Origin of the sequence: Pseudomonas sp. LG1E9, from assembly GCF_003290225.1 — a bacterium.
Classification (GTDB): Bacteria; Pseudomonadota; Gammaproteobacteria; order Pseudomonadales; family Pseudomonadaceae; genus Aquipseudomonas; species Aquipseudomonas cyclaminis.
The window spans coordinates 5,433,198-5,458,443 of record NZ_CP029983.1 but is presented as its reverse complement, the minus strand read 5'-3'; the positions used below and the strand labels follow the sequence as shown (position 1 = coordinate 5,458,443).

Below are 25,246 nucleotides of genomic sequence, written 5' to 3'. Positions count from 1 at the left end.
AACGTAATTATTAGACGTCTGTGTTAAGGGGAGTCGTTCAAGAAAATATGTGTTAGCAATTCAGAAATATATCTGGTTTGCCTTGAAAGGCTATTACAAATGAGTCCAAAAGCGGAAACTATAGAATGAGAGAGTTATTTAGATATTGTTTATGAATGGCCGTATTTGTCGTTTCTGATATTAGGCATAGTCAGTGATTTTATTTATATTTACAATGTCCACTATTATGCCCATAAAGTTAAGTTGCTCATGCAGTTAGGTTTTCAAAGATTTATGAAGCTATCGAGCCCGATACAAATTGTAGACCTCTTTGCAGGACCTGGGGGATTAGGTGAGGGGTTTTCATCCTTTTTAGATGCTCAGCGCTTTCGTATCATTGTTTCCGCAGAAATGGACTCTAATGCGCGAAACACTCTTAGGTTGAGGTCTTTTTTTAGGTTGCTTAAAAGCGATAATCCTGATGCACTAGGTGATTATTATAATTTCTGTAATGGCCTTTCAGAAACACCTTGGTCAGAAAGAAGCAAGAAAGAATGGGATGAAGCTGGCAAAGAAGCTCGGTGCATTACTTTAGGGACGAAAGAAGGAAATGCCGAGCTAGATGAAATATTAGACCGAAAGTTAGATAAGACTCGTCCATGGGTTTTAATTGGCGGTCCTCCTTGCCAAGCATATTCTATGGCCGGCCGCTCTAGGAACAGAAGCAAAGCGAATTACAATCCTGAGGATGATCATCGGCATTTTTTATATAAAGAGTATCTTCGCATAATTCATGAAAGGCAGCCTGCTATCTTCGTAATGGAGAATGTTAAAGGTATACTTTCTTCAACGATAAATGGGGAAAAGATTTTTAAAAAAATCCTTGAGGATCTTTCAGATCCTGATAAGGCCTTGGGGGGCCGGAGGTCTGGAAGGAGGTATAAAATTTGCTCATTCGTAAGAAACAGTAGTCACGATGAGGCGCCTATTCGCGAGATTGATCCTAAAGACTACATAATTCGGGCTGAGAAGTACGGTATTCCTCAAGCACGTCATAGAGTAATCTTATTAGGGATTGCAGTTGATGCCATGGGAGAGATTCCAAAGTATGTGGAATTAGAAAAAATTAAAGATTCGGTAAGCGTACGATCTGTATTGCAAGGCCTTCCCGCTATTCGGAGTCGATTAACTAGGGGGGAAGACACAGATGAGCGTTGGTCTGAAGTGGTGCGAGAAGAATTAATCTCCCTGATGTCTAGTGTAGATAGAAAGAAGAATCATAGGCTGGGTGAAGAGCTTGATTCAACTTACAATAAAATATTAGCTAGTAAGTTGCGAGTTGGTGCATTACGCACTCCGATAGATACCGATGTTATCCAAGAACTAGGGGCGCTTGATAACTGGTACTTAGATAAAACTCTTACCAAATGGTTGAATCACGACGCACGCGGCCATATGCCTTCAGACCTACGTCGTTACGTATTTGCCGCAAGCTTTGCGCATGTAAAGGGGTATTCTCCGAAGGGACATCTAGATTTCAATTTGCCGGGGCTGGCACCTGCTCATAAAAATTGGACTACAGGGAAGTTTAGTGATCGTTTTCGGGTACAGTGTGAGAATTTACCTTCTTCTACTATCACAAGCCATATCTCAAAAGATGGGCACTATTTCATACACTATGATCCAGTTCAATGTCGTAGCTTGAGTGTGCGTGAAGCTGCAAGACTGCAAACCTTTCCTGATAATTATTTTTTCCAAGGAAATCGGTCTCAACAGTACCATCAAGTAGGGAACGCGGTGCCCCCACTGTTAGCCTATAAGATAGCTTCAGTAGTGTCTAATATCTTGAGCTATATAAAAGTTTAAATAAATTATTATGTTGTGGGCGTTACCCAAAAAGCTGATTGATATGGGGAGTTAATATGGATTACATGGAAGCTATTAGGAAGGGAGGTGAGGCGAAAGTTTCTTATAATGAAATTGCTCGTAAGATATTTTTGACTTATCCAACTCATGCATTCGTCGGGGAGGAGGAGCGTCAGTATAAAATATATAATGAAATTGCAAATTTTTTCGAGGTATCCATTTCCTCAATTCATGTTGTTGGATCGGCGAAAATAGGTAAAAGTTTTCATAAAGGAAGAGATTTTATTCCGGGATCTTCAGATTTGGATATAGCGATAATTGATGCGAGACTTTTTATAAAGTATATGGAGCTTGTTTCTCGTATTTCCAAGGGGTATTCTGATTTGACAAGATTTCCTGTGATAAAAACGGTACCTGCACACGAGACCTACTTGAGTTACCTGTCGAAGGGGATATTTAATTTTGATCTAATGGTTATGGGCCCGGAGAGAGCTAAGGTTAATAATTTTTTTGGTGGTCTATCCTCTAGATATAGTGATTTATTTGGTTCTATAAGTGCTGTTTTATATTTGTCTCAATCATTTTTTGAAAGTAAGCAGCGCTCGGTAATTAAGAATTTTTTTGATAGGGAGAGTTATTAATGGTTGAGTATCGTGTGCGGTCCGTATCACTTCTTAACTTGGTCAGTGATATTAGATCGGGAAGATTGATACCCGACGCCTATTTTCAGCGTAATTTAGTGTGGAGAGATGTGCATAAAAAAGATTTTATTCGAACTATTCTTCTAGGTTTTCCATTTCCTCAAATTTTTATTTCAAAGGGTAAAGTAGATGTAGAGACTATGTCTACTGTTTCGTGCATAGTTGACGGCCAGCAGAGAAGTAATGCAATTGTTACTTTTATTGCAGATGAATTAGATGTTGATGGTAAGAGGTATAGTGACCTGCCAGAGTCTCAGAAGTCTGAATTTCTTAAGTATGAAATCGCGGTGATCGAGCTGGATCTTGAAAACGACGATCCAAAGGTTCAAGAGATTTTTCAACGAATTAATAGAACTTCTAATTCTCTTACGTCTATTGAAAAGCTTGCTTCCGAATATTCGACCTCTGACTTTATGCTGGTCGCAAAATTTCTATCTGATCATATTTCATTGGATCGCCGTGAAGAAGATGATTTTCGTGAGGATCCCAATATTCCGGAAGAGTTTTTCGTGTGGGCGAATTCTAAAAATATAAAAAGCTTTCCAAAAATAGTTAATGAGAAAGGAGTGTTTAATAGTTACGAGATTGCTCGAAAGACTAATTTGATGCATGTGCTGAATATCATGTCTGCTGTGTTAGGTGGCTTTTCTAACCGCAACGAAAAATCAATTCAGCACCTTGATGACTATTCTGCATCTTTTAACGAGCGAGATTATTTGGTTGACGTAATGGAGCAGGCAGCTGAGTTTTTATTGAAGCTAGGGTTTAGAGGTAAGTCGTACTGGCTAAATAAAGCAAACTTCTTTTCGTTAATTGTCGCATTGGTCTCCCTGCAGCAGCGCGGGCTCGTCCTAGATGTTAGCAAAGTCAAAGCGTTACTAGATAAGTTTGAACGAAATCTGCCAGATGACTATAAATTGGCAGCTACTGAGGCGGTTAATAGCACTCGAGCCAGGCAGTTACGAAACAAATACTTGCAGGAGCTTTTGATAGAGGGTGCTGCGTAGGTGTAAGCGGATATTCAAGGTTTTTTGTGGATTGCTATTTTTTATAATAAAGGCCTCACGCGGAGGCCTTTATTCTTTCTATCAATCCCAGCTCAACGCCCCACCCGTCTGATACTCAATCACGCGAGTTTCGAAGAAGTTCTTCTCTTTCTTCAAGTCCATAATCTCACTCATCCACGGGAACGGATTCGTTGTCCCCGGATACTCTTCCTTCAACCCAATCTGCGACAGACGACGGTTCGCGATGAACTTGAGGTAATCCTCCATCATCGCCGCATTCATGCCCAACACGCCGCGAGGCATGGTGTCGCGCGCGTATTCGATCTCCAGCTGAGTCCCTTGCAGGATCATCTGGGTCGCTTCTTCCTTCATCTCGGCATCCCACAAATGTGGGTTTTCGATTTTGATCTGGTTGATTACGTCGATACCGAAGTTCAGGTGCATCGACTCGTCACGCAGGATGTACTGGAACTGTTCCGCCACGCCGGTCATTTTGTTGCGACGGCCCATGGACAGGATCTGGGTGAAGCCGCAGTAGAAGAAGATGCCTTCTAGGACGCAGTAGTAGGCGACCAGGTTGCGCAGTAGTTCTTTGTCGGTCTCGACGGTGCCGGTTTCGAACTTCGGATCGGAGATGGAGCGGGTGTACTTCAGGCCCCAGGCTGCCTTTTTGGCGACCGATGGGATCTCGTGGTACATGTTGAAGATCTCGCCTTCATCCATGGCCAGCGATTCGATGCAGTACTGGTAGGCGTGGGTGTGGATCGCTTCTTCGAAGGCCTGGCGCAGGATGTACTGGCGGCACTCCGGGTTGGTGATCAGGCGGTATACGGCCAGCACGAGGTTGTTGGCAACCAGGGAGTCGGCGGTGGAGAAGAAGCCCAGGTTGCGCATGACGATGCGACGCTCGTCGTCGGTCAGGCCTTCGGGGTTTTTCCACAGGGCGATGTCGGCGGTCATGTTGACCTCTTGCGGCATCCAGTGGTTGGCGCAGCCGTCGAGGTACTTCTGCCAGGCCCAGTCGTACTTGAAGGGTACGAGTTGGTTGAGGTCGGCGCGGCAGTTGATCATGCGCTTTTCGTCAACGGCGACGCGGGCGGCGGAGCCTTCGAGTTCGGCGAGGCCTTCGGCGACGTCGAGTTTGTCCAGGGCGGCCTTGGCGCGCACGATGGCGGCGGAGTCACTCGCGGTGACGGCGCGGGCTTCGATGGCGGCAGCAGCGCCGGCACCGTCGAGGCGGTCCATGTTGGCTTCGGTGGCGTGGCCGGCGTTGGCGCCTTTGGTGGCTACTTCGCCTTCTTCTTCTTTGTCGAATTCGTCCCAGCTCAGCATGACGTGTCGTCTCCTGCGTGAGGGCTCAAAGGTGCCCGTGTGAAACCGGATGGTTGGGTGTTCACACGACCCTCAGGCCGCGGTGGTTCTTTAAAGGAATCGTTTGTTGCAACAGCTCGCGCAGGCAAATAAACGCAATTGGGTAACGGGTTCTGCGTGAGGCTTGAGGTGCGGAGCGCTAGGTGCATGCTCCAGCGGAGGCCTCAGGTCTGGCTCTTCGTCCCTGTGTAAAGGGATATTGCAGGCCTGATTTACCCGCGCATTATAGGGAAAAATTCGGCTTTGTGTTGCGGCGGATGGTCTCGGATCGCAGACAAAAAGCCTGCTTTTCGGGCCAAGGCGCGAGTTTGTTGGGGTTGGTTGAAGGGACGAGCGGCAGGATTTTTTTCGAGGGGGGCGACGAGGGGACGGAGTGCCGGCTCTTTGCCGCAAGAACGATTTCTTGCGGCGAATAAGAATCCAACTTCAGACGTTATTATCCGTTAGAGCAGCCATTGCCCATGATCTTGTAATTAAGAATATGGCGCTGACCGTGGGAATCTTCATATTCCATCTTGGCCGGTACAACTTCACATACATTAGGAACTTCACTCATGGACACTACTTTGGCAACGTCCAAGTGGGTGCTGTAGGTGTAATCCTCAACAATCGGGGCGTTGTGGCCGGCCAGCTCGGTCGGGGCTTCGTCGGCCAGGGCGGCGGTGGCGCACAAGCTGCTGAGGGCCATAACTACGAGAGCTTTCATTTCTGTACTTACCTTCTTCAGGGCGAAAGGGGTCACGTGGCCCTTGTGAGGCCGCGTGTGTAACTTAGGATTGGTTAGTTGCGATTAACGTTGCCTTCGTGGGGGCTGTTACGTTGTTAATCACTGCTGTGTAAACCACAGTGCCTTGGTTGGCGGAGTTGATTTTAGGCCTGCGGGTTATATTCATATACCCGTGCTTTTGATAAACACTATTGGCGGTTTTTGTAACAATCCCGTGGTAAAGGTTTTTTCACACAACGACAAAAGCCTTGCAGGCCTTAGGCCAGAGGCCTGTCAGTCGATACCAGGGCAATGTGTAGGGGCTTGTTACTACCATCGTCGAATGGTTCTATGGGGCCGCCCCGGCTACAACAGGGCATACAAAAACAACTATTGTCACCGAGGTAAGAAAGATGAGTGCGGCTTCCCTGTACCCCGTTCGCCCCGAAGTAGCAGCCAACACGCTGACCGATGAGGTGACCTACAAGGCCATGTACCAGCAGTCGGTGGTCAACCCCGACGGTTTCTGGCGTGAGCAAGCCAAGCGCCTCGACTGGATCAAGCCTTTCACCACGGTGAAGCAGACCTCGTTCGACGATCACCATGTCGACATCAAGTGGTTCGCCGATGGCACCTTGAACGTGTCCTACAACTGCCTGGACCGTCATCTCGCCAAGCGTGGCGATCAGATTGCGATCATCTGGGAAGGCGATGACCCGGCCGAGAGCCGCAACATCACTTACCGCGAACTGCATGAGCAAGTCTGCAAGTTCGCCAACGCCCTGCGTGGCCAGGACGTACACCGCGGTGACGTGGTGACTATCTATATGCCGATGATCCCCGAAGCCGTGGTCGCCATGCTGGCGTGTACGCGCATCGGTGCGATTCATTCGGTGGTGTTTGGCGGTTTTTCCCCGGAAGCCCTGGCCGGTCGCATCATCGACTGTAAGTCGAAGGTGGTGATCACTGCCGATGAAGGCATTCGTGCCGGTAAGAAAATCCCACTCAAGGCCAACGTCGACGACGCCCTGACCAATCCGGAAACCAGCAGCATCCAGAAGGTCATCGTGTGCAAGCGCACTAACGGCCAGATCAAGTGGAACCAGCATCGCGACATCTGGTACGAAGACCTGATGAAAGTGGCGGGCACTGTCTGCGCGCCGAAAGAGATGGGCGCCGAAGAAGCGCTGTTCATCCTCTACACCTCCGGTTCCACCGGTAAGCCTAAAGGCGTGCAGCACACCACCGGCGGCTATCTGTTGTACGCCGGCCTGACCCACGAGCGCGTGTTCGACTACCGCCCAGGCGAAATCTACTGGTGCACCGCCGACGTCGGCTGGGTCACTGGCCACACCTATATTGTCTATGGCCCTCTGTCCAACGGCGCGACCACCGTGCTCTTCGAAGGCGTGCCGAACTACCCGGACATCACGCGGGTGGCGAAGATCGTCGATAAGCACAAGGTCAATATCCTCTACACCGCCCCGACCGCAATCCGCGCCATGATGGCCTCGGGCACCGCCGCCGTTGAAGGGGCAGACGGCAGCAGCCTGCGCCTGCTCGGCTCCGTGGGCGAGCCGATCAACCCGGAAGCATGGGATTGGTACTACAAGAACGTCGGCCAATCCCGTTGCCCGATTGTCGACACCTGGTGGCAGACCGAAACCGGCGGCAACATGATGAGCCCGCTGCCAGGCGCCCACGCGCTCAAGCCGGGTTCGGCGGCACGGCCGTTCTTCGGCGTGGTGCCGGCGCTGGTGGATAACCTGGGCAACCTGATCGAAGGCGCTGCCGAAGGTAACCTGGTGATCCTCGATTCGTGGCCGGGTCAGGCGCGTACGCTGTTTGGCGATCACGACCGCTTCGTCGATACCTATTTCAAGACCTTCCGTGGCATGTACTTCACCGGTGATGGCGCGCGCCGTGACGAGGACGGTTACTACTGGATCACCGGGCGTGTGGATGACGTGTTGAACGTGTCCGGCCACCGCATGGGCACCGCCGAGATCGAAAGTGCCATGGTTGCCCACCCGAAAGTCGCCGAGGCGGCGGTGGTGGGTGTGCCGCATGACATCAAGGGCCAGGGTATCTATGTGTATGTCACGCTGAAAAATGGCGAAGAGCCGAACGAAGCGTTGCGCCTGGAGCTGAAAAACTGGGTGCGCAAGGAGATCGGGCCGATTGCTTCGCCGGATGTGATCCAGTGGGCGCCGGGCTTGCCGAAGACCCGTTCGGGCAAAATCATGCGCCGTATCCTGCGCAAGATTGCCACGGCTGAGTACGATGGGTTGGGCGATATCTCCACCCTGGCGGATCCGGGTGTGGTGGCGCATTTGATTGAGACGCACAAGACCATGAACGTCGCGTAAGGCGGGTGAGTGGGACAAAGCCCCATCCGGCGTGTGTCGGGTGGGGCTTTTTTGTGGGCTCTTGAAACCAATGTAGATCCAATGTGGGGGGGGGGCTTGCCCCCGATTGCAGTGGGTCAGTGCCAAATTAGCCCACTGACACTCCCTCATCGGGGGCAAGCCCCCTCCCACATTTGGATTGCATTCCAAGGTGGGTATGGAGGAGTAGCTGACAGATCTGCATGACCACCAGGCCAATAAATATCGGTTTTTCGCGTAGGAGGTTTCTGAATGTTACCGAGCGGCGCAAATGTGTAACCCCATGCCCAAACATGAGGCAAAGCGCTACGCCCGTGCCCCGAAAAACCCCATTCCAGACACACCAATAAATAAGATTAAACGCCAGACTTGCCGTGCCAGAAGGGTTTGCGAATAATAGGCCCGCAATTTGCAGCGTCTACAGGTTTAATGTCTTTTGTCTCTGCATAAAATTCAGAGGCTGTCAATGAGCTGGAACCGCTTTCTCGGTGCTTCTGTAAATTGTTGTCGCATTGAGGAAATATCGGCTTCCGGCCTGTCGTTAGAATGCCGATCACTCGCTCGTCGTCGCCGTTGTTGAATTGGTGTAGGACGCAGCACCGCAATTCGGTTTCACCTTCGCCGCATCGTGGGCCATGGCTCATACTGCTGTTTTGCCCTATACCGATGGAGTCCCAAGATGAAGAAACTCGTGCTGTTGGGCGCCCTGGCGCTGTCCGTGCTGTCCATGCAGGCTTTCGCTGAAGGCAAGCCTCTGAAAATTGGTATCGAAGCGGCCTACCCTCCGTTTGCCTCGAAGGCGCCGGATGGCAGCATCGTCGGTTTTGACTACGACATCGGCAACGCCTTGTGCGAAGAGATGCAGGTCAAGTGCACGTGGGTCGAGCAAGAGTTCGACGGTCTGATCCCTGCGCTCAAAGTGCGCAAGATCGACGCGATCCTGTCGTCCATGTCCATCACTGACGACCGCAAGAAGTCTGTGGACTTCACCAACCGCTACTACCTGAGCCCGGCGCAGCTGGTGATGAAGCAAGGCACCACCGTCAGCGATAGCCTGGACGAACTGAAAGGCAAGAAGATCGGCGTGCAGCGCGGTTCGATCCACGACCGTTTCGCCAAGGAAGTCCTGGCGCCTAAAGGTGCAACCGTTGTGCCTTACAGCTCGCAGAACGAAATCTACCTGGACGTGGAAGCCGGTCGCCTCGACGGCACCGTGGCGGACGCTACCCTGTTGCAGGAAGGTTTCCTCGACACCCCTGCGGGCAAAGGCTACGCGTTCGTAGGCCCACAGTTCACCGACGTTAAATACTTCGGCGAAGGCATCGGCATCGCGGTACGCAAGGGCGATAAGGAAAACTTGGAGCGCATCAACGCAGCCATTGCCGCGATCCGCGCCAACGGCAAGTACAAGGCTATCCAGGACAAGTACTTCAACTTCGACATTTACGGCCCAGAAGCCAAGTAAATCGTCGCAGCGATCTGTCCCAAATGGCGCAAGCAACAGAATTCCTGCGGTTTGCGCCATTTTTTCATCCCCCTTTTCGAGGACCTGAATCATGTTGAAAGGCTACGGGGCCGTCATCCTCGATGGCGCATGGTTGACGCTTCAGCTCGCCTTGTCGTCCATGGCCTTGGCCATTGTTCTGGGTCTGATCGGGGTCGCGTTACGCCTGTCGCCGGTGCGCTGGTTGGCCTGGCTGGGTGACTTGTATTCCACGGTGATCCGCGGGATCCCCGACCTGGTGCTGATCCTGCTGATTTTCTACGGCGGCCAGGACTTGCTCAACCGCGTCGCGCCGATGCTCGGCTATGACGACTATATCGACTTGAACCCCTTGGCCGCCGGTATCGGCACCCTGGGTTTCATCTTTGGCGCCTACCTCTCGGAAACCTTCCGTGGCGCCTTCATGGCCATTCCCAAGGGCCAGGCCGAAGCCGGGCTTGCGTATGGCATGAGCAGTTTCCAGGTGTTTTTCCGGGTGATGGTGCCGCAGATGATCCGGCTGGCGATCCCTGGTTTCACCAACAACTGGCTGGTCCTCACCAAGGCCACTGCGCTGATTTCGGTGGTGGGCCTGCAAGACATGATGTTCAAGGCCAAGCAGGCGGCAGATGCCACCCGCGAGCCTTTTACCTTCTTCCTCGCAGTGGCGGCGATGTACCTGGTGATCACCAGCGTGTCGTTGCTGGCCCTGCGCTATCTTGAGAAGCGCTACTCGGTAGGCGTAAGGGCGGCTGATCTATGATCTTCGACTACAACGTCATCTGGGAGGCCATGCCGCTGTACCTTGGCGGCCTGCTGACCACCCTGAAACTGCTCGCCATCTCGCTGTTCTTCGGCCTGCTTGCCGCCTTGCCCCTGGGCTTGATGCGTGTGTCCAAGCAACCGGTCGTCAACGGCGCGGCCTGGCTCTATACCTATGTGATCCGCGGCACGCCGATGTTGGTGCAGCTGTTCCTGATCTACTACGGCCTGGCGCAGTTCGAAGCGGTACGCGAGAGCTTTATGTGGCCGCTGCTGTCCAGCGCGACCTTCTGCGCGTGCCTGGCCTTTGCGATCAACACCAGTGCCTACACCGCCGAGATCATTGCCGGCAGCCTCAAGGCCACGCCCAACGGTGAGATCGAAGCGGCCAAGGCCATGGGCATGTCGCGCTACAAACTGTACCGCCGCATCCTGCTGCCGTCGGCCCTGCGCCGCGCGCTGCCGCAGTACAGCAATGAGGTGATCATGATGCTGCAGACCACCAGTCTCGCGTCCATCGTCACCCTGATCGACATCACGGGTGCCGCGCGCACAGTGAACGCGCAGTTCTACCTGCCGTTCGAAGCCTATATCACCGCTGGCCTGTTCTACCTGTGCCTGACCTTCATCCTGGTGCGCCTGTTCAAGTTGGCCGAGCGCCGCTGGCTGAGCTACCTGGCTCCACGGAAGCACTGATATGGAACGTATCGACCACCTGTTGCCCTGGGGCCACCTGGGCTGCGAGCGCCAACTGAGCGTGTTCCGTTTCGGCAGCGGCGAGCGCAAGGCCTATATCCAGGCCAGCCTGCACGCCGATGAATTGCCCGGCATGCGCGCTGCGTGGGAGCTGAAAAAACGCCTCACCGAGCTCGAACAGCAAGGCGCCCTCAATGGGGTGATCGAACTCGTGCCGGTGGCCAACCCGATGGGCCTTGGCCAGCTGTTGCAAGGCAGCCATCAGGGGCGTTTCGAGATCGGCAGCGGCAAGAATTTCAACCGCGATTTCGTCGAGTTGAGTGAACCGGTCGCCGCGTTGCTGCAAGGCAAGCTGGGCGATGATCCTCACGCCAACGTGCGCATGATCCGTCAGGCCATGAGCGACGCACTCAACGCCTTGCCCGCGCCGAGCAGTCAACTGCAAGGCATGCAACGCGTCCTGCTGAGCCACGCCTGCATCGCTGATATCGTTCTCGATCTGCATTGCGACGCCGAAGCCGCGCTGCACATGTACGCGCTGCCCCAGCACTGGCCGCAGTGGCGTTCGTTGTCGGCGCACTTGAATGTGAAAGTCGGTTTGCTTGCGGAAGACTCCGGCGGCAGCTCGTTTGATGAGGCTTGCTCGTTGCCGTGGCTGCGTCTGTCCCGCGCCTTCCCCGACGCGCAGATCCCACTGGCCTGCCTGGCGACGACGCTGGAGTTGGGCGGTCAAGCGGACACTGGCCGTGACGAAGCGATCTTCCACGCCGAAGGCATCCTCGCGTTCCTCGCCGAGCAAGGTCTGATCAAAGGCGAATGGCCGGCGCCGCAGCACGAACCGTGCGAAGGCGTGCCCTTCGAAGGCACCGAATTGCTGTTCGCGCCCCACGCCGGGGTGATCAGCTACCTGCGTAAAGTCGGGGACTGGATCGAGAAGGGCGAGCCGATTTTTGAAGTGATTGATCCCCTGGAAGACCGCGTCAGCGTGATCTGCGCGGGCACGTCCGGGGTGTTGTTTGCCGTTGAACGGCTACGTTATGCCCAAGCGGGTTTCTGGCTGGCCAAGGTGGCGGGGCGCGAAGCGCTGCGGCACGGGCGCTTGCTCAACGACTGACCACCTGTTTTTGTGAGAACCGACAGCATGTACAAACTTGAAGTCCAAGACCTGCATAAACGCTATGGCAGTCATGAAGTGCTCAAAGGCGTGTCCCTGGCCGCCGCGGCGGGTGATGTGATCAGCATCATCGGTTCCAGTGGTTCGGGCAAAAGTACCTTTTTGCGCTGCATCAACCTGCTGGAGCAGCCGCATGCCGGCAAGATCCTGCTCAATAACGAAGAGCTGAAGCTGGTGGCCAACAAGGACGGCGCCCTGAAGGCTGCCGACCCGAAACAGTTGCAGCGCATGCGTTCGCGCCTGTCGATGGTGTTCCAGCATTTCAACCTGTGGTCGCACATGACCGCGCTGGAAAACGTCATGGAAGCGCCGGTGCACGTGCTGGGCATGTCGAAGAAAGACGCCCGCGAAAAGGCCGAGCACTACCTGGCCAAGGTCGGCGTGGGCCATCGCAAGGATGCGTTCCCCGGCCATATGTCCGGTGGCGAGCAGCAGCGTGTGGCGATTGCCCGCGCCTTGGCGATGGAGCCGGAGGTGATGCTGTTCGACGAACCCACCTCGGCCCTCGACCCCGAGCTGGTGGGCGAAGTGCTCAAGGTGATGCAGGACCTGGCCCAGGAAGGCCGCACCATGGTGGTGGTGACCCACGAAATGGGCTTTGCCCGTGAAGTGTCCAATCAGTTGGTGTTCCTGCACAAAGGTATTGTCGAGGAGCGTGGCAACCCGCGCGAAGTGCTGGTCAACCCGCAGTCCGAGCGGTTGCAGCAGTTCCTGTCCGGCAGTTTGAAATAGTTTCCCTGTGGGAGGAGGCAAGCCCCCTCCCACATTGATCTTCATCAGTTTTTGAGCTTTGTGTTGGTTTACGGGCTAGCATTGGCCTTTGTCTTCATTACTGTTACTCGCTTCGGATAGCACTCCATGACCGCCCACAAAATTGGTTTCCTGATTTGGCCCAGCACAAAAGCACTCACGCTTGCGCTGGCTGAGGAGGCCTTGCGCGTTGCCCAGCGGGTGCATCCGGATGTGGTCTACGAACTGTCGTTTTTGCTCGCCGAGCCGGCTACCGACGGCGCCTGGCAATTGCCCGGCGAACCTTGGGCCGGCAAGTTGGAAGGTTTCCAGAAACTGTTCCTGCTGGCCGATGAGCCGCCCACCGTGATCGCCTCGCAACTCGGCTCCGCCCTCAAGCAACTGGTGCGTGCCGGGTGTGTAATTGGCGGATTGTCGGCTGGGGTCTACCCATTGGCGCAACTGGGTCTGCTCGATGGTTATCGCGCCGCCGTGCACTGGCGCTGGCAGGACGACTTTGCCGAGCGCTTCCCCAAGGTTATCGCCACCAGTCATCTGTTCGATTGGGACCGTGATCGCCTGAGCGCCTGTGGCGGCATGTCGGTGCTCGACCTGTTGCTGGCGGTCCTGGCCCGTGACCACGGCGCCGAACTGGCCGGCGCGGTCTCCGAAGAGTTGGTGGTGGAGCGCATCCGCGAAGGCGGCGAGCGCCAACGCATTCCACTGCAAAACCGCCTGGGTTCCAGCCATCCGAAGCTGACCCAGGCGGTGCTGCTGATGGAAGCCAATATCGAAGAGCCGCTGACCACCGACGAAATTGCCCAGCATGTGTGCGTATCCCGACGACAACTGGAGCGAATCTTCAAGCAATACCTCAATCGCGTCCCCAGCCAGTACTACCTGGAGTTGCGCCTGAACAAGGCTCGCCAGATGCTCATGCAGACCAGCAAGTCGATCATCCAGATTGGCCTGTCGTGCGGTTTCTCCTCGGGGCCGCATTTCTCCAGCGCCTACCGTAACTTCTTCGGTGCCACGCCCCGTGAAGACCGCAACCAGCGGCGCAGCAGCAGCCCGTTTGAGTTGTCGTCGGCGCCTTCCGAGCGCGGTTGAAGCCTACTCTTCCATGGGATCCGGTGTGCCGGGCGGCGTCAACGCCACGCCGTGCTCATCATACATAGCCTCTTCCACCCCCAGCTCATAGCCCGTTTGACGGTAATAGGTGCGCAATATCGCCAGGCTCTCGGCGGACAGGGGGTTGCCGCTCAGATCGGTGTCATCGTTGAGCGGCAGGGGCATATCCAGCAGGTCTGTGGGCAAGTGCTCGATCAGGTTGTCGCTCAGGTCAAGGGTGCGCAGTCGCGGCAGGTTGAAGGTGCCCAGCGGAACCTCGGTCAACCCGCAGTTGTGCAGGTATAACGTGGTCAGGTGTGACAGGTTGCGCACATCGAGTCGGTTGTTGAGCGGGTTGTCGCTCAAGTCCAGATGAATCAGATCGCCCAGGCGCGACAATTGATCGGTGCTGTCGGGCGTCAAGCGGATCAGGTTTTCGCTGAGGTTGAGAAGGTGCAGTTGATTGAGACTGAACACGCTGTCGGGAATCGCAGTGAGGGCATGTCGCTCCACGGACAGGCTCTTGAGGTTTGGAAAGCCGCGCAACAACCCGTCGATTTGCTGGTTGGTGCCTTCGCCCAGCAATTCCAGGAGCGTCACATGTTCGAAACGCGCGCTCAAGACGGGCAAATCCCCCAGTAGTTGGCCGTGAAAGACCAACTTGTAGGTGTGCCGTTGCAGCGTTTCGCTGTCGTCCAGCTCCACCTCTCGCCGCCAGCAACGCAGTAGTAAATCCTTGAAATGCAGGCGTCGGATCTGTTCCTCCGCGCGGCTGTTTTCATCCAGCACGGTATCGAGCAGCGGGTCTCTGAGCGGCACATCCAGGACCCAGGCATGCAGGTCGGTTTCCAGCTGTGCGTATTCAAGGCCCAGTCGGGTGATGTGCTCACTGGCATCCTGTAGCTCGCTGGGCAATAGGAGCAGCTCCCGTTTGGCGTCTTCCTCCGACAGCATGGGGAACAGTGCCTTGATACGTTGCAAATTACCGTCCGCAAGGCTGACGTTCCAGTGCTCCCGGGTGGCTTGGCAGTAGTGTTTCACACGGTTCAAGGTGGCGAGCGACAGCGGGTTGTCGGCCAGGTCGAAAGAGGCGCTGATGCTGGCCGGCAACATGAACGCTTCGTCCGGCAGTTCGCTGATGCTGTTGTGGCTCAAATCTACCCGTGCCCTTACGGTTGGCGGGGTGATGAGTGACGCTGGAAACGCTGTCAGCCCGGTGTTGTGCAATGACAGGTTGGTGAGTTGGGGCATTTGGCCAAAGTCTGGCAGCCACCCCAGTGGGTTGTTGCTCAGGTCCAGCAGTTTCAGGTCGTGCATGCTTTGCAGCGTAGTGGCCGAAGAGGGGGATAAGTGAATATCGCATTGGTTCAGGGTTAGCTCGGCAAGCTGGTGCAGAGGGCTGAGATCGGGGAGTTCGCCCAAACTATAGTGCTCAAGGGTGAGGGTGTTGATATTCGGGAAACTTTGCAGGAACTCCCCCAGGCGCAACGTTTCGCCCGTGCCCTTGAGGGTCAGGGCAGCGATATGGTTGAACCGTGTGCGCAGGCGGGGCAATTCGCCGCTTATCGGTCTATGCAGGATGAAGGCGTAGCTTGCAGCCCCGTCCTCAAAGTGCTCTCCAGAGGTGATTTCACGGCGCCAGCCGGCTTCAAGGGCAGTGATGAAATAATGGCGGCTCTCTCGCTCCTGGGTGTCGATTTCGCTGTGTTCAGCCCAGGGCGTCAGGTCTTCGCGGATCTTCAGCAGATCCGCTTCCATTTGCGTCATCTCTGCTCGTCCTGCCGCCAGATCTCCAGGCAGGCCGAAGATAAAACGGTTGACTGTATCGTCGTCCGAGCGGGGAAACAGACGTTTGGCCTGGGCGACATCGGCGCTATCAGGGGTTGCCTCCAAGTACCTGCCGGTGCGTCGGAAGTAAGCCTTGACGTGCTCCAGGGTCTGGTATGAAAACGGGTTGCCAGACAGGACGTAGTGATCGGTGGTAGCGGTGGGCAAGTCGAAAAGCGGTAGTGGCAGTTCGCTGATGTGGTTGTTGGAAAGTATTACCAGGGAGGGTTGGTTGAGGTTTAGCAGGCCCGGCGGCAGTTGGCTGATACCGGTATTACCCAGGTCCAGGTAGTTCAGGTTCGGCATTTGCTCCACGCTGGGCAGCAGCGTCAGCGGGTTGTTGTACAGGTCCAGCGTGAGCAGGCGGTTCATGCCATTGATGGTCGCCTGGCTGCTGGGTGTGAGGGTGATGTTGCAATTGTTCAGTATCAGTTCATTGAGGTGGCTCTGTGATGAAATCGAGGCTGGTAATTCGCCTAGGCGCAGGTCGCGAATGCTCAAGTTGCGCAGTCTCGGGAAGTGCGACAGGAACGGGTTGACCTCCACTGTCTGGTTCACGCCTTGCAGCTCCAGGTAGGCGATATGATCGAAGCTGGCGTTCAAATGGGGTAACTCGCCAATCCGTGGCACGGTCAGTCGCAGAACGTGACCGTTGAGGGTTGGCGTTTCGTAGAAAGCGTCGATGGGTGTTTCCTGGCGCCAGGCACGTCGCAGTTGATGGCTGAATAACTGGCGATCGCGGCGCAGGTACTCGCGGTCTGTATCGCTCAGCGGTACGCCGGACTCCGGATGTACGCTGGGTGTGCTCGACTCCCAGGCCAGCAGGTCGATGTCCAGGCGCATGTACTCGTTTCTCAACCTGTCCAGCCCCAGTTGCGCGCCTTCGGGGCCGCGTCCCAGTGTGGTGAGCAACTCCCGGATCGGTTCTTGGGTGAGAGCGGGCCGCAAGGTCTGAATCTGCTGTTCAAGTGAGGGCAGTTGACTGGGGCCCGGTTGTTCGGGAGGGCCAGGGCGATAGCCTTCCATGCCGCCCCGAAGACGCATGACGCTCGGGTTGTAGGTGGGTTTGAGCAGCGGGTCGCTGCCCAGCAACTGGCGCAGGATGTTGCGGTCCAGTGGGTGTTCGCCAATCGCCTGCTTGAGGCGTGGGCCCTGGCCGATATGAATGCCCAGTGCATCCCTTGCGGTATCGGGAAGCGCCTGGAGAATTGCGGTGTACAGGTCGGTGGTGCCAAACAATGTGCCTTGATCGTCCTGTGGTATGTACTGGCCGTCGGGGGTTTCCACCAAGGTTCGCTGGGTCAGCGCATAACGTGGGCCAATAGCGTCCAGCAGCTTGCCTGCGGCGTGGTATTGCCGCATTTCAAGGCGTATCCAGTTCGGCCAGCCTGGCAGGTTTTCCAGGGAATGCAGGGCCAGGCGAGCAGTGTCAGGGGGCTCCATGGTTTCCATGTACAGCCCCTCGTAGGCACGGGTAGTGCGGACTTCATGCAGCGACCATTCGGCCAGTTCCACCAGGCGCAGCGGAACCTTGCCGGCATCTATCGCTTTGAGTTCATCGCCGGTGGCATTGGCCAGCAGTTCTTCGGCGATGCAGGTGGGGAGGCCGGGGCGTGATGCACTGTCGATGATCTTTTGCAGGCGGGCGTTGCCGGCACGATTCTGGCCTCGGTAGTGTGAGTCGAACAGGCTGTAGCGCTTGTCTTGGGCGAGCCTGGCCAGTTTCTTGCGCAGGGTGGCGGCACGGGTGTGGGGCGAAGAGGGCGGCACGCCAAATTCCTCTTCCAGAAGTTGCTTGCGTTCTGTTTCGTTGAGGCCCTCGATCAGGGTGGGTAACAAGTCGCCGTTGCGCAGTTGGGCATCGAGCACCTGCACCACGCTGGCACCTTCCTCGCCTTTGTACTGCCAGAGGGTTTCGCCCCTGGTGTCGACGACGCGCAGGGTCTTGCTGGTGGGCCACCAGCCATAGCTGGTCAGCAGTTGCAGCTGGGTTTGTGCATCGGCTTTGGTGTAAATCGCCGGATCATCGCTGTTCATCTGGGTAATGAAGTCTTGCAACTGCTGGTCGATCTTGAAGCGCTTGAGGGTGTCGGCCAGCAAGGGTGGCGGCGTTTGCTGGGTGGCGTGCATGTGTCGCAGGGTGTTGTCGTGGGTGGCGCTGACGTCACGGGCTCGCGCCAGTTGTGTGTCGCTGAGTGTTTCGGTCTGGTCGCCAAGTCGGCGCAGCAGGGTGCTGCGGTCCCAACCCAGAGGATTCTCTAGCTCGGTGAGCCAGGCGCCCTGGCCGTTAGTCATCACTGGCGGTTGGTAGGCGCCGGGGCGTGTGGGGTGCTGCAGGTAATAGCGACCACTGCGCGCATCTTGCTGCACTTGATAATGCTCGCCGTCGAGACGCAGCAGCGTTTTACCGGCGTGCTGGTGCAGGCCCTGCGCATCGGCGCGGGCGTCGGCCGGCAGCCTCAGTTCCTGACGGTAGGGTGTCAGGTCGGGGCGCCACAGGCGGCGGTTGCCATTGGGCAGCGTGACTGGCTTGAAGCGATCGATAAACTGCAACAGCTCCTTGGGCAGTTTTTGGCGTAACAGGGCTTCGGCAATGGGCAGGCCGGTGGCAAACAGGCCCAGTTGTACAAGCTGTTCCATGAGCCCGAGGGCATGTCCCAGCGCCTCATGTTGCAGGCCCTCGGCCCACTCGATAACGCCTTCGAAGGCCTCGTCGAGCACTTGGTAGGCGGTGTACGCCAGCATCAGCGCGCCCAGAGGCGGTATGAAGGGCATGGCCACAAAGGCGATAGCTTGCAGCAGCGCCTCGCCGATTTTCTGGAGAAAGGCCCAGCGCGCCCAACGGGCCTTCTGGTTGGCGGTGGCAGTGGATACGGCGCGGCTACGGGCGTCGTCCAGCAGCTTGCTCAGTTTCATCTCGAACAGGTGTTCGAACAGGCCGCTGTCGATTTTCGCGCTGCTGAGTTGCAGCTTGGGGCGCGACACTGGCGTCTCACGCCAACTGGGGCGCGGATCGCCCACGGTGTGCGGGTGCCACTCTACATGGCTGAGACGCTGATTGAGGTTGGCAAAGAACACCCCGGCATCTGCGTGGCGTACAAAGCGACTGAAGAAGCGTTGATAGTCCGTCGAGCGCAGTTTTGTCGCCAGCGCCTGGCTGAACTGTGCACTGCTGGCGTAGTACTTGATGGGGTGTTCCGGGTCGTCGGGAATGTAGGCGACCACCGGCTCCACGCCGCGACTGGCTTGCAGGTCCTGGGCAAACAGCACAATGCCAGTGAGTCGGCAGCCCATGATAAACAGGTCATGCCCCAGCACATGGGGGCAATCGCTGTGCCCTGGGTGATCCTGATTGATCAGGTTGAGTAGCCTCAGGTAGTGGTCCGTGGGCAGGTCCTTGTTCAGCACGGCCATGAACAAAGCCAGCTTCAGCGCTGCGAGGTGGCTTTGTTTGAGCCAGTACTGCAGGGCGGTGCGGGCCACCGGGTTGTCCAGATCCAGGGCCTGGTCCAGGTAGCGCTGGTACTGGCCGCCGATGTCCAGGCGCCGGCACAGGGTGGTGAATTGCACCACGCTGATCTTCTCGTCGAAGCCGGGCAGGCTGACGAACTGGCCGGTGGCGCTGGGCGCGGTGGTGAAGCCGGAGTTGCGCTCATAGGCGCCATCGGTGGCTTCAGCGGCTTCGAAGTTATGCAGGGCGGCGTCGAGCAGGGAGACCGACCAGGTCCTGGCGGCGCCTGGTTTAACAGTGATGCCTGCCAGAGTCAGCGGGATATAGAGTTGCAGGTAAGTGGTGCGTACGTTGGCGTCGAGGTCGAACTCATCCTTGAGCGCCTTTTGCAGTAACTCGGCGCCGAAGTCTTCGGGGCTCTTGATGACGGAAAATGCCTGGTCCACACGGTTTTGTGTGGTCCAGGCTTCGCCGTTGAGGCGTTTGAGCTTTTCATGTTGCAGGTCGGTGATCGTGCTGTACCAATCGGCAATGGCCGGCGGGTTGGCTGCCAGCGCCCCGCGCTTGGCGGCAGAGGCGCCGCCCAGCCAAGGGGCGATGGCATTGCTGAGGATTGTCAGGTGGAGGGCGTCGGGAGGAGCTTGCAAAGGCATGGTGCCTGTCCTTGATAGCTTTAGAAGTGAGCCCAGCAGATCAGATCAGGTAGCAGCGCCGGCGGTAGACAATTAGCGCGGCCAGTCTTGGCGGATTTGCGAAGATCCCGTCATCCCCTGCCCACGAAGCCCTTGCACGGTTTAAACTGCGCCTTTGCGACGCTATTTGTCGCATTGGCGTAAACCCGCCAAAAACGGGGGTTTGCGCTATAAGAAGTTGTCGCTTGGCGGCAAGGCCGCGCTGAAAACTGTCCTTACAATCCCTGCATCGCCCGCCAGTTCCAGGCAGGCGTTCCTCTTCAGGAGACTCCGATGTCCGTTGAGCAAGCCCCGGTGCAACGTGCCGATTTCGATCAGGTCATGGTGCCCAACTACGCACCTGCCGCATTCATCCCTGTGCGTGGCGAAGGTTCGCGCGTGTGGGACCAGGCGGGTCGCGAGCTGATCGACTTTGCCGGCGGCATCGCAGTCAACGTGCTGGGCCATGCCCACCCGGCGTTGGTCGGTGCGCTGACCGCACAGGCCAACAAGCTGTGGCACGTCTCCAACGTCTTCACCAACGAGCCGGCCCTGCGCCTGGCCCATAAGCTGATCGACGCCACGTTTGCCGAGCGTGTGTTCTTCTGCAACTCCGGCGCCGAAGCCAACGAGGCCGCCTTCAAGCTGGCCCGTCGCGTGGCGTTCGACCGTTTCGGCAGTGAGAAGTACGAAATCATCGCCGCGCTCAACAGCTTCCACGGCCGTACCCTGTTCACCGTCAACGTGGGCGGCCAGTCCAAGTATTCTGATGGCTTCGGCCCTAAAATCACCGGCATCACCCACGTTCCTTACAACGACCTGGCCGCGCTGAAAGCCGCTGTGTCGGACAAGACCTGCGCTGTGGTGCTGGAGCCGATCCAGGGCGAGGGCGGCGTACTGCCAGCTGAGCTGGCTTACCTGCAAGGCGCCCGTGAACTGTGCGACGCCCATGACGCGCTGCTGGTGTTCGACGAAGTGCAAACCGGCATGGGCCGCAGCGGCCACCTGTTCGCCTACCAGCATTACGGCGTAGTGCCAGACATCCTCACCAGCGCCAAGAGCCTGGGCGGTGGTTTCCCCATCGCGGCGATGCTCACCACTGAAGCACTGGCCAAGCACTTGGTAGTCGGCACCCACGGCACCACCTACGGCGGCAACCCGCTGGCGTGCGCGGTGGCCGAAGCAGTGATCGACGTGATCAACACCCCTGAAGTGCTGGCTGGCGTGAACGCCAGGCACGATCAGTTCAAGGCGCGCCTGGAACAGATCGGCAAGCAGTACGGCATCTTCACCGAAGTACGTGGCATGGGCCTGTTGATCGGTTGCGTGCTCAGCTATGCCTTCAAAGGCAAAGCCAAGGACGTGTTCAACGCGGCCGAGAAAGAAAACCTGATGATCCTGCAAGCCGGCCCGGACGTGGTGCGTTTTGCGCCGAGTCTGGTGGTGGAAGAGGCGGATATCACTGAAGGTCTGGATCGTTTTGAGCGGGCTGTAAAAACGCTGACGCAAGCCTGATACACATTTATTGCCGGACTGTGTCATGTGAGAGGGGGCTTGCCCCCGATGCGGTGGATCAGTCACCAGATTTATCAAGTGACAGACTGCTATCGGGGGCAAGCCCCCTCCCACATTTTGGCCCTGTGTTGAATCAGGAGCTGTCCGGTATTTTTTCCTATGAGTTTTTCGAGTTAAAGGAGTGACACCATGCTGGTGATGCGCCCCGCGCAAATGGCTGATCTGGGCGAGGTACAGCGTCTGGCCGCAGACAGCCCGATTGGTGTTACCTCCTTGCCGGATGATGTCGAACGCCTCAGCGACAAGATCGCCGCCAGCGAAGCGTCCTTCGCGGCCGAGGTCAGTTTCAACGGTGAAGAAAGCTATTTCTTCGTGCTTGAAGACACCGAGACCGGCAAGCTCGCCGGTTGCTCGGCCATCGTCGCCTCGGCCGGTTACTCGGAGCCTTTCTACAGTTTTCGTAACGAGACCTTCGTGCACGCTTCCCGCGAGCTGAAGATCCACAACAAGATCCACGTGCTTTCCCAGTGCCACGACCTCACCGGCAACAGCCTGCTCACCAGTTTCTACGTGGTGCCCGAGCTGGTCGGTTCGCCGTGGTCGGAACTCAATTCCCGTGGCCGCCTGCTGTTCGTCGCCAGCCATCCCGAGCGCTTTGCCGACTCGGTGGTGACCGAGATTGTCGGCTACAGCGACGAGAACGGTGATTCGCCGTTCTGGGACGCCATCGGTCGCAACTTCTTCGACCTCAACTACGCCGCCGCCGAGCGCCTGTGCGGGCTCAAAAGCCGCACCTTCCTCGCCGAGCTGATGCCCCATTACCCGATCTACGTGCCGCTGTTGCCGGACGAAGCGCAGGAGGCGATGGGCCAGGTACACCCGCGTGCGCAGATCACCTTCGACATCCTGATGCGCGAAGGCTTCGAGACCGACCATTACATCGACATCTTCGACGGTGGCCCGACGCTGCACGCACGGGTTTCAGGCATTCGCTCGATTGCCCAGAGCCGCGTGGTGCCGGTGAAGATCGGCGAGATGGTCAAGGGTGTCGGCCGCCAATACCTGGTGAGCAACGCGCAGTTGCAGGATTACCGCGCGGTGATGCTGGAACTGGACTACGCGCCCGGCAAACCGGTGACCCTGGACCTGGCAACCGCCGAAGCCCTGGGCGTTGGCGAAGGCGCGAGTGTGCGCCTGGTAGCGGTTTAAAAAGAGAGTTTCGCGGGTGGCTGACAACAGCGGCCCGTTCGAGGAGATAGCATGATCGTTCGTCCCGTACGCAGCAGCGATTTACCGGCCCTGATTGATCTGGCGCGCAGCACTGGCACCGGCCTCACCACCTTGCCGGCCAACGAAGAGCGCCTGACCCATCGCGTGGGCTGGGCGGAAAAAACCTTTCGCGGCGACGCCGGGCGTGGCGATGCCGACTACCTGTTCGTGCTGGAAAACGACGAAGGCCGCGTGGTGGGGATTTCTGCCATTGCTGGCGCCGTTGGCCTGCGTGAGCCCTGGTACAACTTCCGGGTCGGCCTGACCGTCAGCGCCTCCCAGGAGCTGAATATCTATCGCGAAATTCCGACGCTGTTCCTGGCCAACGACCTCACCGGCAATTCCGAGCTGTGCTCGTTGTTTTTGCATGCCGATTACCGCACCGGCCTCAACGGCCGCATGCTGGCCAAGGCGCGCCTGCTGTTTATCGCGGAATTCCCGCAACTGTTCGGCAACAAGATCATCGCCGAGATGCGTGGCGTATCCAACGATGCCGGGCGTTCGCCGTTCTGGGAAAGCCTGGGCCGGCACTTCTTCAAGATGGAATTCAGCCAGGCCGACTACCTCACCGGCGTGGGCAACAAGGCATTTATCGCTGAGCTGATGCCGAAGTTTCCGTTGTACAGCTGCTTCCTGTCCGAAGACGCGCGCAACGTGATCGGCAAGGTCCACCCGGACACCGAACCGGCGCTGAGCATGCTCAAGAGCGAAGGCTTCAGCTACCAGGGCTATGTGGATATTTTCGACGCCGGCCCGGCGGTGGAATGTGAAACCAGCAAGATCCGTGCGGTGCGCGACAGCCAGTCACTGGTGTTGGCCATCGGCACGCCGGGGGACGACGCTACGCCGTTCCTGATCCATAACCGCAAGCGCGAGGACTGCCGCATCACCGCCGCACCGGCACGTCTGGCGGCAGGCACCCTGGTGGTCGATCCACAGACCGCCAAACGCCTGCAACTGGTGGTGGGTGATCAAGTGCGCGCTGTTCCGTTGTCTGCTGCTCGGGAGTCGAAGTAATGAATTCGCTGTATATCGCAGGTAGCTGGCTGGCTGGCCAGGGTGAGCTGTTTGAATCGCGCAACCCGGTGACTCAAGGCGTGTTGTGGGCTGGTAATGGCGCCACCGCCGAGCAGGTCGAGTCCGCGGTGCAGGCTGCGCGCCAGGCGTTCCCGGATTGGGCCAAACGTTCGCTGGAAGAGCGCATCAGCGTGTTGGAAGCCTTCGCCAATACACTGAAAAGCCGCGCCGATGAAATTGCCCGCTGCATCGGTGAGGAAACCGGTAAGCCGCTGTGGGAATCGGCCACTGAAGTCACCAGCATGGCCAACAAGATTGCAATCTCGGTACAAAGCTACCGCGAGCGTACCGGCGAAAAGAGCGGCCCCCTGGGCGACGCCACCGCCGTATTGCGCCACAAACCCCATGGTGTGGTGGCGGTGTTTGGCCCTTACAACTTCCCTGGCCACCTGCCCAACGGGCATATCGTCCCGGCATTGCTGGCGGGTAACACCGTGTTGTTCAAGCCGAGCGAGCTGACGCCCAAAGTTGCCGAGCTGACGGTGCAGTGCTGGATCGACGCCGGCCTGCCGGCGGGTGTATTGAACCTGCTGCAAGGCGCACGGGAAACCGGCATCGCGTTGGCGGCCAACCCAGGCATCGACGGTTTGTTCTTTACCGGTTCGAGCCGTACCGGCAATCACCTGCACCAGCAGTTCTCCGGGCGCCCGGACAAGATCCTGGCACTGGAAATGGGCGGCAACAACCCGCTGGTGGTGGACGAAGTGGCTGATGTGGATGCGGCGGTCTACACCATTATCCAGTCGGCGTTTATCTCTGCCGGCCAACGTTGCACCTGTGCCCGGCGCCTGCTGGTGCCGGAAGGCGCCTGGGGCGATGCGTTGCTGGCGCGCCTGGTGGCGGTGAGTGCGACGATCGAAGTGGGTGCGTTCGACCAGCAACCGCCGCCGTTCATGGGCTCGGTGATTTCCCTCGGTGCGGCGAAAGCCCTGATGGAGGCCCAGGAACTGATGCTGGCGAATGGCGCTGTCGCACTGCTGGAAATGACCCAGCCACAGGCTCAGGCCGCCTTGCTGACGCCAGGCATCATCGACGTGACCGGCGTGACCGAGCGCGAAGACGAGGAACTGTTCGGCCCGCTGTTGCAGGTGATCCGCTACGCAGATTTTGCCGCGGCGATTGCCGAAGCCAACAACACCCAGTACGGCCTGGCCGCGGGTTTGCTGTCGGACTCCGAAGCGCGTTACCAGCAGTTCTGGCTGGAAAGCCGCGCCGGGATCGTCAACTGGAACAAACAACTGACCGGCGCCGCCAGCACCGCGCCGTTTGGTGGGGTAGGGGCCTCGGGCAACCATCGCGCCAGTGCGTATTACGCGGCAGATTATTGCGCGTACCCGGTGGCGTCGCTGGAGACCCCAAGCTTGGTAGTCCCCGCCACGCTAACCCCCGGCATTACACTGATCTAAATGTGGGATGGGCTTGCCCCCGATAGCGGTGGATCAGTCACCTGATTTATCAACTGACA

Annotated in this window: 17 protein-coding genes; 14 read left to right on the top strand and 3 right to left on the bottom strand. The window is 57.2% G+C overall.

Annotated features, from left to right (window positions below; genetic code table 11):
• Window positions 1-249: 249 nt before the first annotated feature.
• Genes DNK50_RS24980 through DNK50_RS24970 form a run of 3 tightly spaced genes read left to right on the top strand, consistent with a single transcriptional unit; the run spans window position 250 to window position 3,553 of the window.
• Window positions 250-1,845: a DNA cytosine methyltransferase gene (locus tag DNK50_RS24980; RefSeq protein ID WP_256595387.1), complete on the top strand. Its 1,596-nt coding sequence runs from the start codon at window positions 250-252 to the stop codon at window positions 1,843-1,845.
• A gap of 56 nt (window positions 1,846-1,901) precedes the next feature.
• The gene (locus DNK50_RS24975; RefSeq protein ID WP_112196528.1) at window positions 1,902-2,486 is read left to right on the top strand and encodes a hypothetical protein; all 585 of its coding nucleotides are present in this window, start codon (window positions 1,902-1,904) and stop codon (window positions 2,484-2,486) included.
• A complete protein-coding gene (locus tag DNK50_RS24970; protein WP_112196527.1) occupies window positions 2,486-3,553 on the top strand; it encodes a DUF262 domain-containing protein in 1,068 nt (355 codons plus the stop codon). The genes DNK50_RS24975 and DNK50_RS24970 overlap by 1 nt, the downstream gene beginning before the upstream one ends.
• A gap of 81 nt (window positions 3,554-3,634) precedes the next feature.
• Here DNK50_RS24970 and DNK50_RS24965 read toward each other — a convergent pair whose 3' ends face one another.
• Window positions 3,635-4,885, bottom strand: coding sequence for a ribonucleotide-diphosphate reductase subunit beta (locus DNK50_RS24965; protein ID WP_005790649.1), 1,251 nt, complete (start codon window positions 4,883-4,885; stop codon window positions 3,635-3,637).
• Window positions 4,886-5,360: 475 nt separating this feature from the next.
• Window positions 5,361-5,630 carry a DUF2790 domain-containing protein gene (locus tag DNK50_RS24960; protein ID WP_099587215.1) on the bottom strand — a complete coding sequence of 90 codons (270 nt, stop codon included), beginning with the start codon at window positions 5,628-5,630 and terminating at the stop codon, window positions 5,361-5,363.
• A gap of 413 nt (window positions 5,631-6,043) precedes the next feature.
• Here DNK50_RS24960 and acs point away from each other — a divergent pair, with 413 nt between their 5' ends.
• The 7 genes from acs (at window position 6,044) to DNK50_RS24925 (ending at window position 13,971) form a co-directional block, all read left to right on the top strand.
• Window positions 6,044-7,999, top strand: a complete 1,956-nt coding sequence (gene acs, locus DNK50_RS24955; RefSeq protein WP_112196526.1) for an acetate--CoA ligase — start codon at window positions 6,044-6,046, stop codon at window positions 7,997-7,999.
• Between the two features lie 697 nt (window positions 8,000-8,696).
• Window positions 8,697-9,482 (top strand): ABC transporter substrate-binding protein, encoded by a 786-nt coding sequence (locus DNK50_RS24950; RefSeq protein WP_112196525.1) that lies wholly within the window; start codon window positions 8,697-8,699, stop codon window positions 9,480-9,482.
• 91 nt (window positions 9,483-9,573) lie between these two features.
• Window positions 9,574-10,263: an ABC transporter permease gene (locus tag DNK50_RS24945; protein ID WP_032886746.1), complete on the top strand. Its 690-nt coding sequence runs from the start codon at window positions 9,574-9,576 to the stop codon at window positions 10,261-10,263.
• A complete protein-coding gene (locus DNK50_RS24940) occupies window positions 10,260-10,958 on the top strand; it encodes an ABC transporter permease (RefSeq protein ID WP_099587212.1) in 699 nt (232 codons plus the stop codon). The genes DNK50_RS24945 and DNK50_RS24940 overlap by 4 nt, the downstream gene beginning before the upstream one ends.
• A 1-nt stretch (window position 10,959) precedes the next feature.
• Window positions 10,960-12,072: a succinylglutamate desuccinylase/aspartoacylase family protein gene (locus DNK50_RS24935; RefSeq protein ID WP_112196524.1), complete on the top strand. Its 1,113-nt coding sequence runs from the start codon at window positions 10,960-10,962 to the stop codon at window positions 12,070-12,072.
• A gap of 27 nt (window positions 12,073-12,099) precedes the next feature.
• The gene (locus DNK50_RS24930; protein ID WP_090400457.1) at window positions 12,100-12,864 is read left to right on the top strand and encodes an ABC transporter ATP-binding protein; all 765 of its coding nucleotides are present in this window, start codon (window positions 12,100-12,102) and stop codon (window positions 12,862-12,864) included.
• A 126-nt stretch (window positions 12,865-12,990) separates the two neighbouring features.
• Window positions 12,991-13,971 (top strand): GlxA family transcriptional regulator, encoded by a 981-nt coding sequence (locus DNK50_RS24925; protein ID WP_099587210.1) that lies wholly within the window; start codon window positions 12,991-12,993, stop codon window positions 13,969-13,971.
• A 3-nt stretch (window positions 13,972-13,974) separates the two neighbouring features.
• Here DNK50_RS24925 and DNK50_RS24920 read toward each other — a convergent pair whose 3' ends face one another.
• Window positions 13,975-19,902: a dermonecrotic toxin domain-containing protein gene (locus tag DNK50_RS24920; RefSeq protein ID WP_112196523.1), complete on the bottom strand. Its 5,928-nt coding sequence runs from the start codon at window positions 19,900-19,902 to the stop codon at window positions 13,975-13,977.
• 312 nt (window positions 19,903-20,214) lie between these two features.
• Between DNK50_RS24920 and DNK50_RS24915 the strand changes: the two genes are divergently transcribed.
• From DNK50_RS24915 to astD, 4 genes are all read left to right on the top strand, one after another.
• Window positions 20,215-21,435, top strand: coding sequence for an aspartate aminotransferase family protein (locus tag DNK50_RS24915; RefSeq protein ID WP_112196522.1), 1,221 nt, complete (start codon window positions 20,215-20,217; stop codon window positions 21,433-21,435).
• A gap of 189 nt (window positions 21,436-21,624) precedes the next feature.
• On the top strand, window positions 21,625-22,644 hold the full coding sequence (gene aruF, locus DNK50_RS24910) for an arginine/ornithine succinyltransferase subunit alpha (protein WP_032886753.1): 1,020 nt from the start codon (window positions 21,625-21,627) through the stop codon (window positions 22,642-22,644).
• Between the two features lie 51 nt (window positions 22,645-22,695).
• Window positions 22,696-23,721, top strand: a complete 1,026-nt coding sequence (gene astA / locus DNK50_RS24905; protein ID WP_060757323.1) for an arginine N-succinyltransferase — start codon at window positions 22,696-22,698, stop codon at window positions 23,719-23,721.
• Window positions 23,721-25,187 carry a succinylglutamate-semialdehyde dehydrogenase gene (gene astD / locus DNK50_RS24900; RefSeq protein ID WP_112196521.1) on the top strand — a complete coding sequence of 489 codons (1,467 nt, stop codon included), beginning with the start codon at window positions 23,721-23,723 and terminating at the stop codon, window positions 25,185-25,187. The genes astA and astD overlap by 1 nt, the downstream gene beginning before the upstream one ends.
• The last annotated feature ends 59 nt before the right edge of the window (window positions 25,188-25,246 follow it).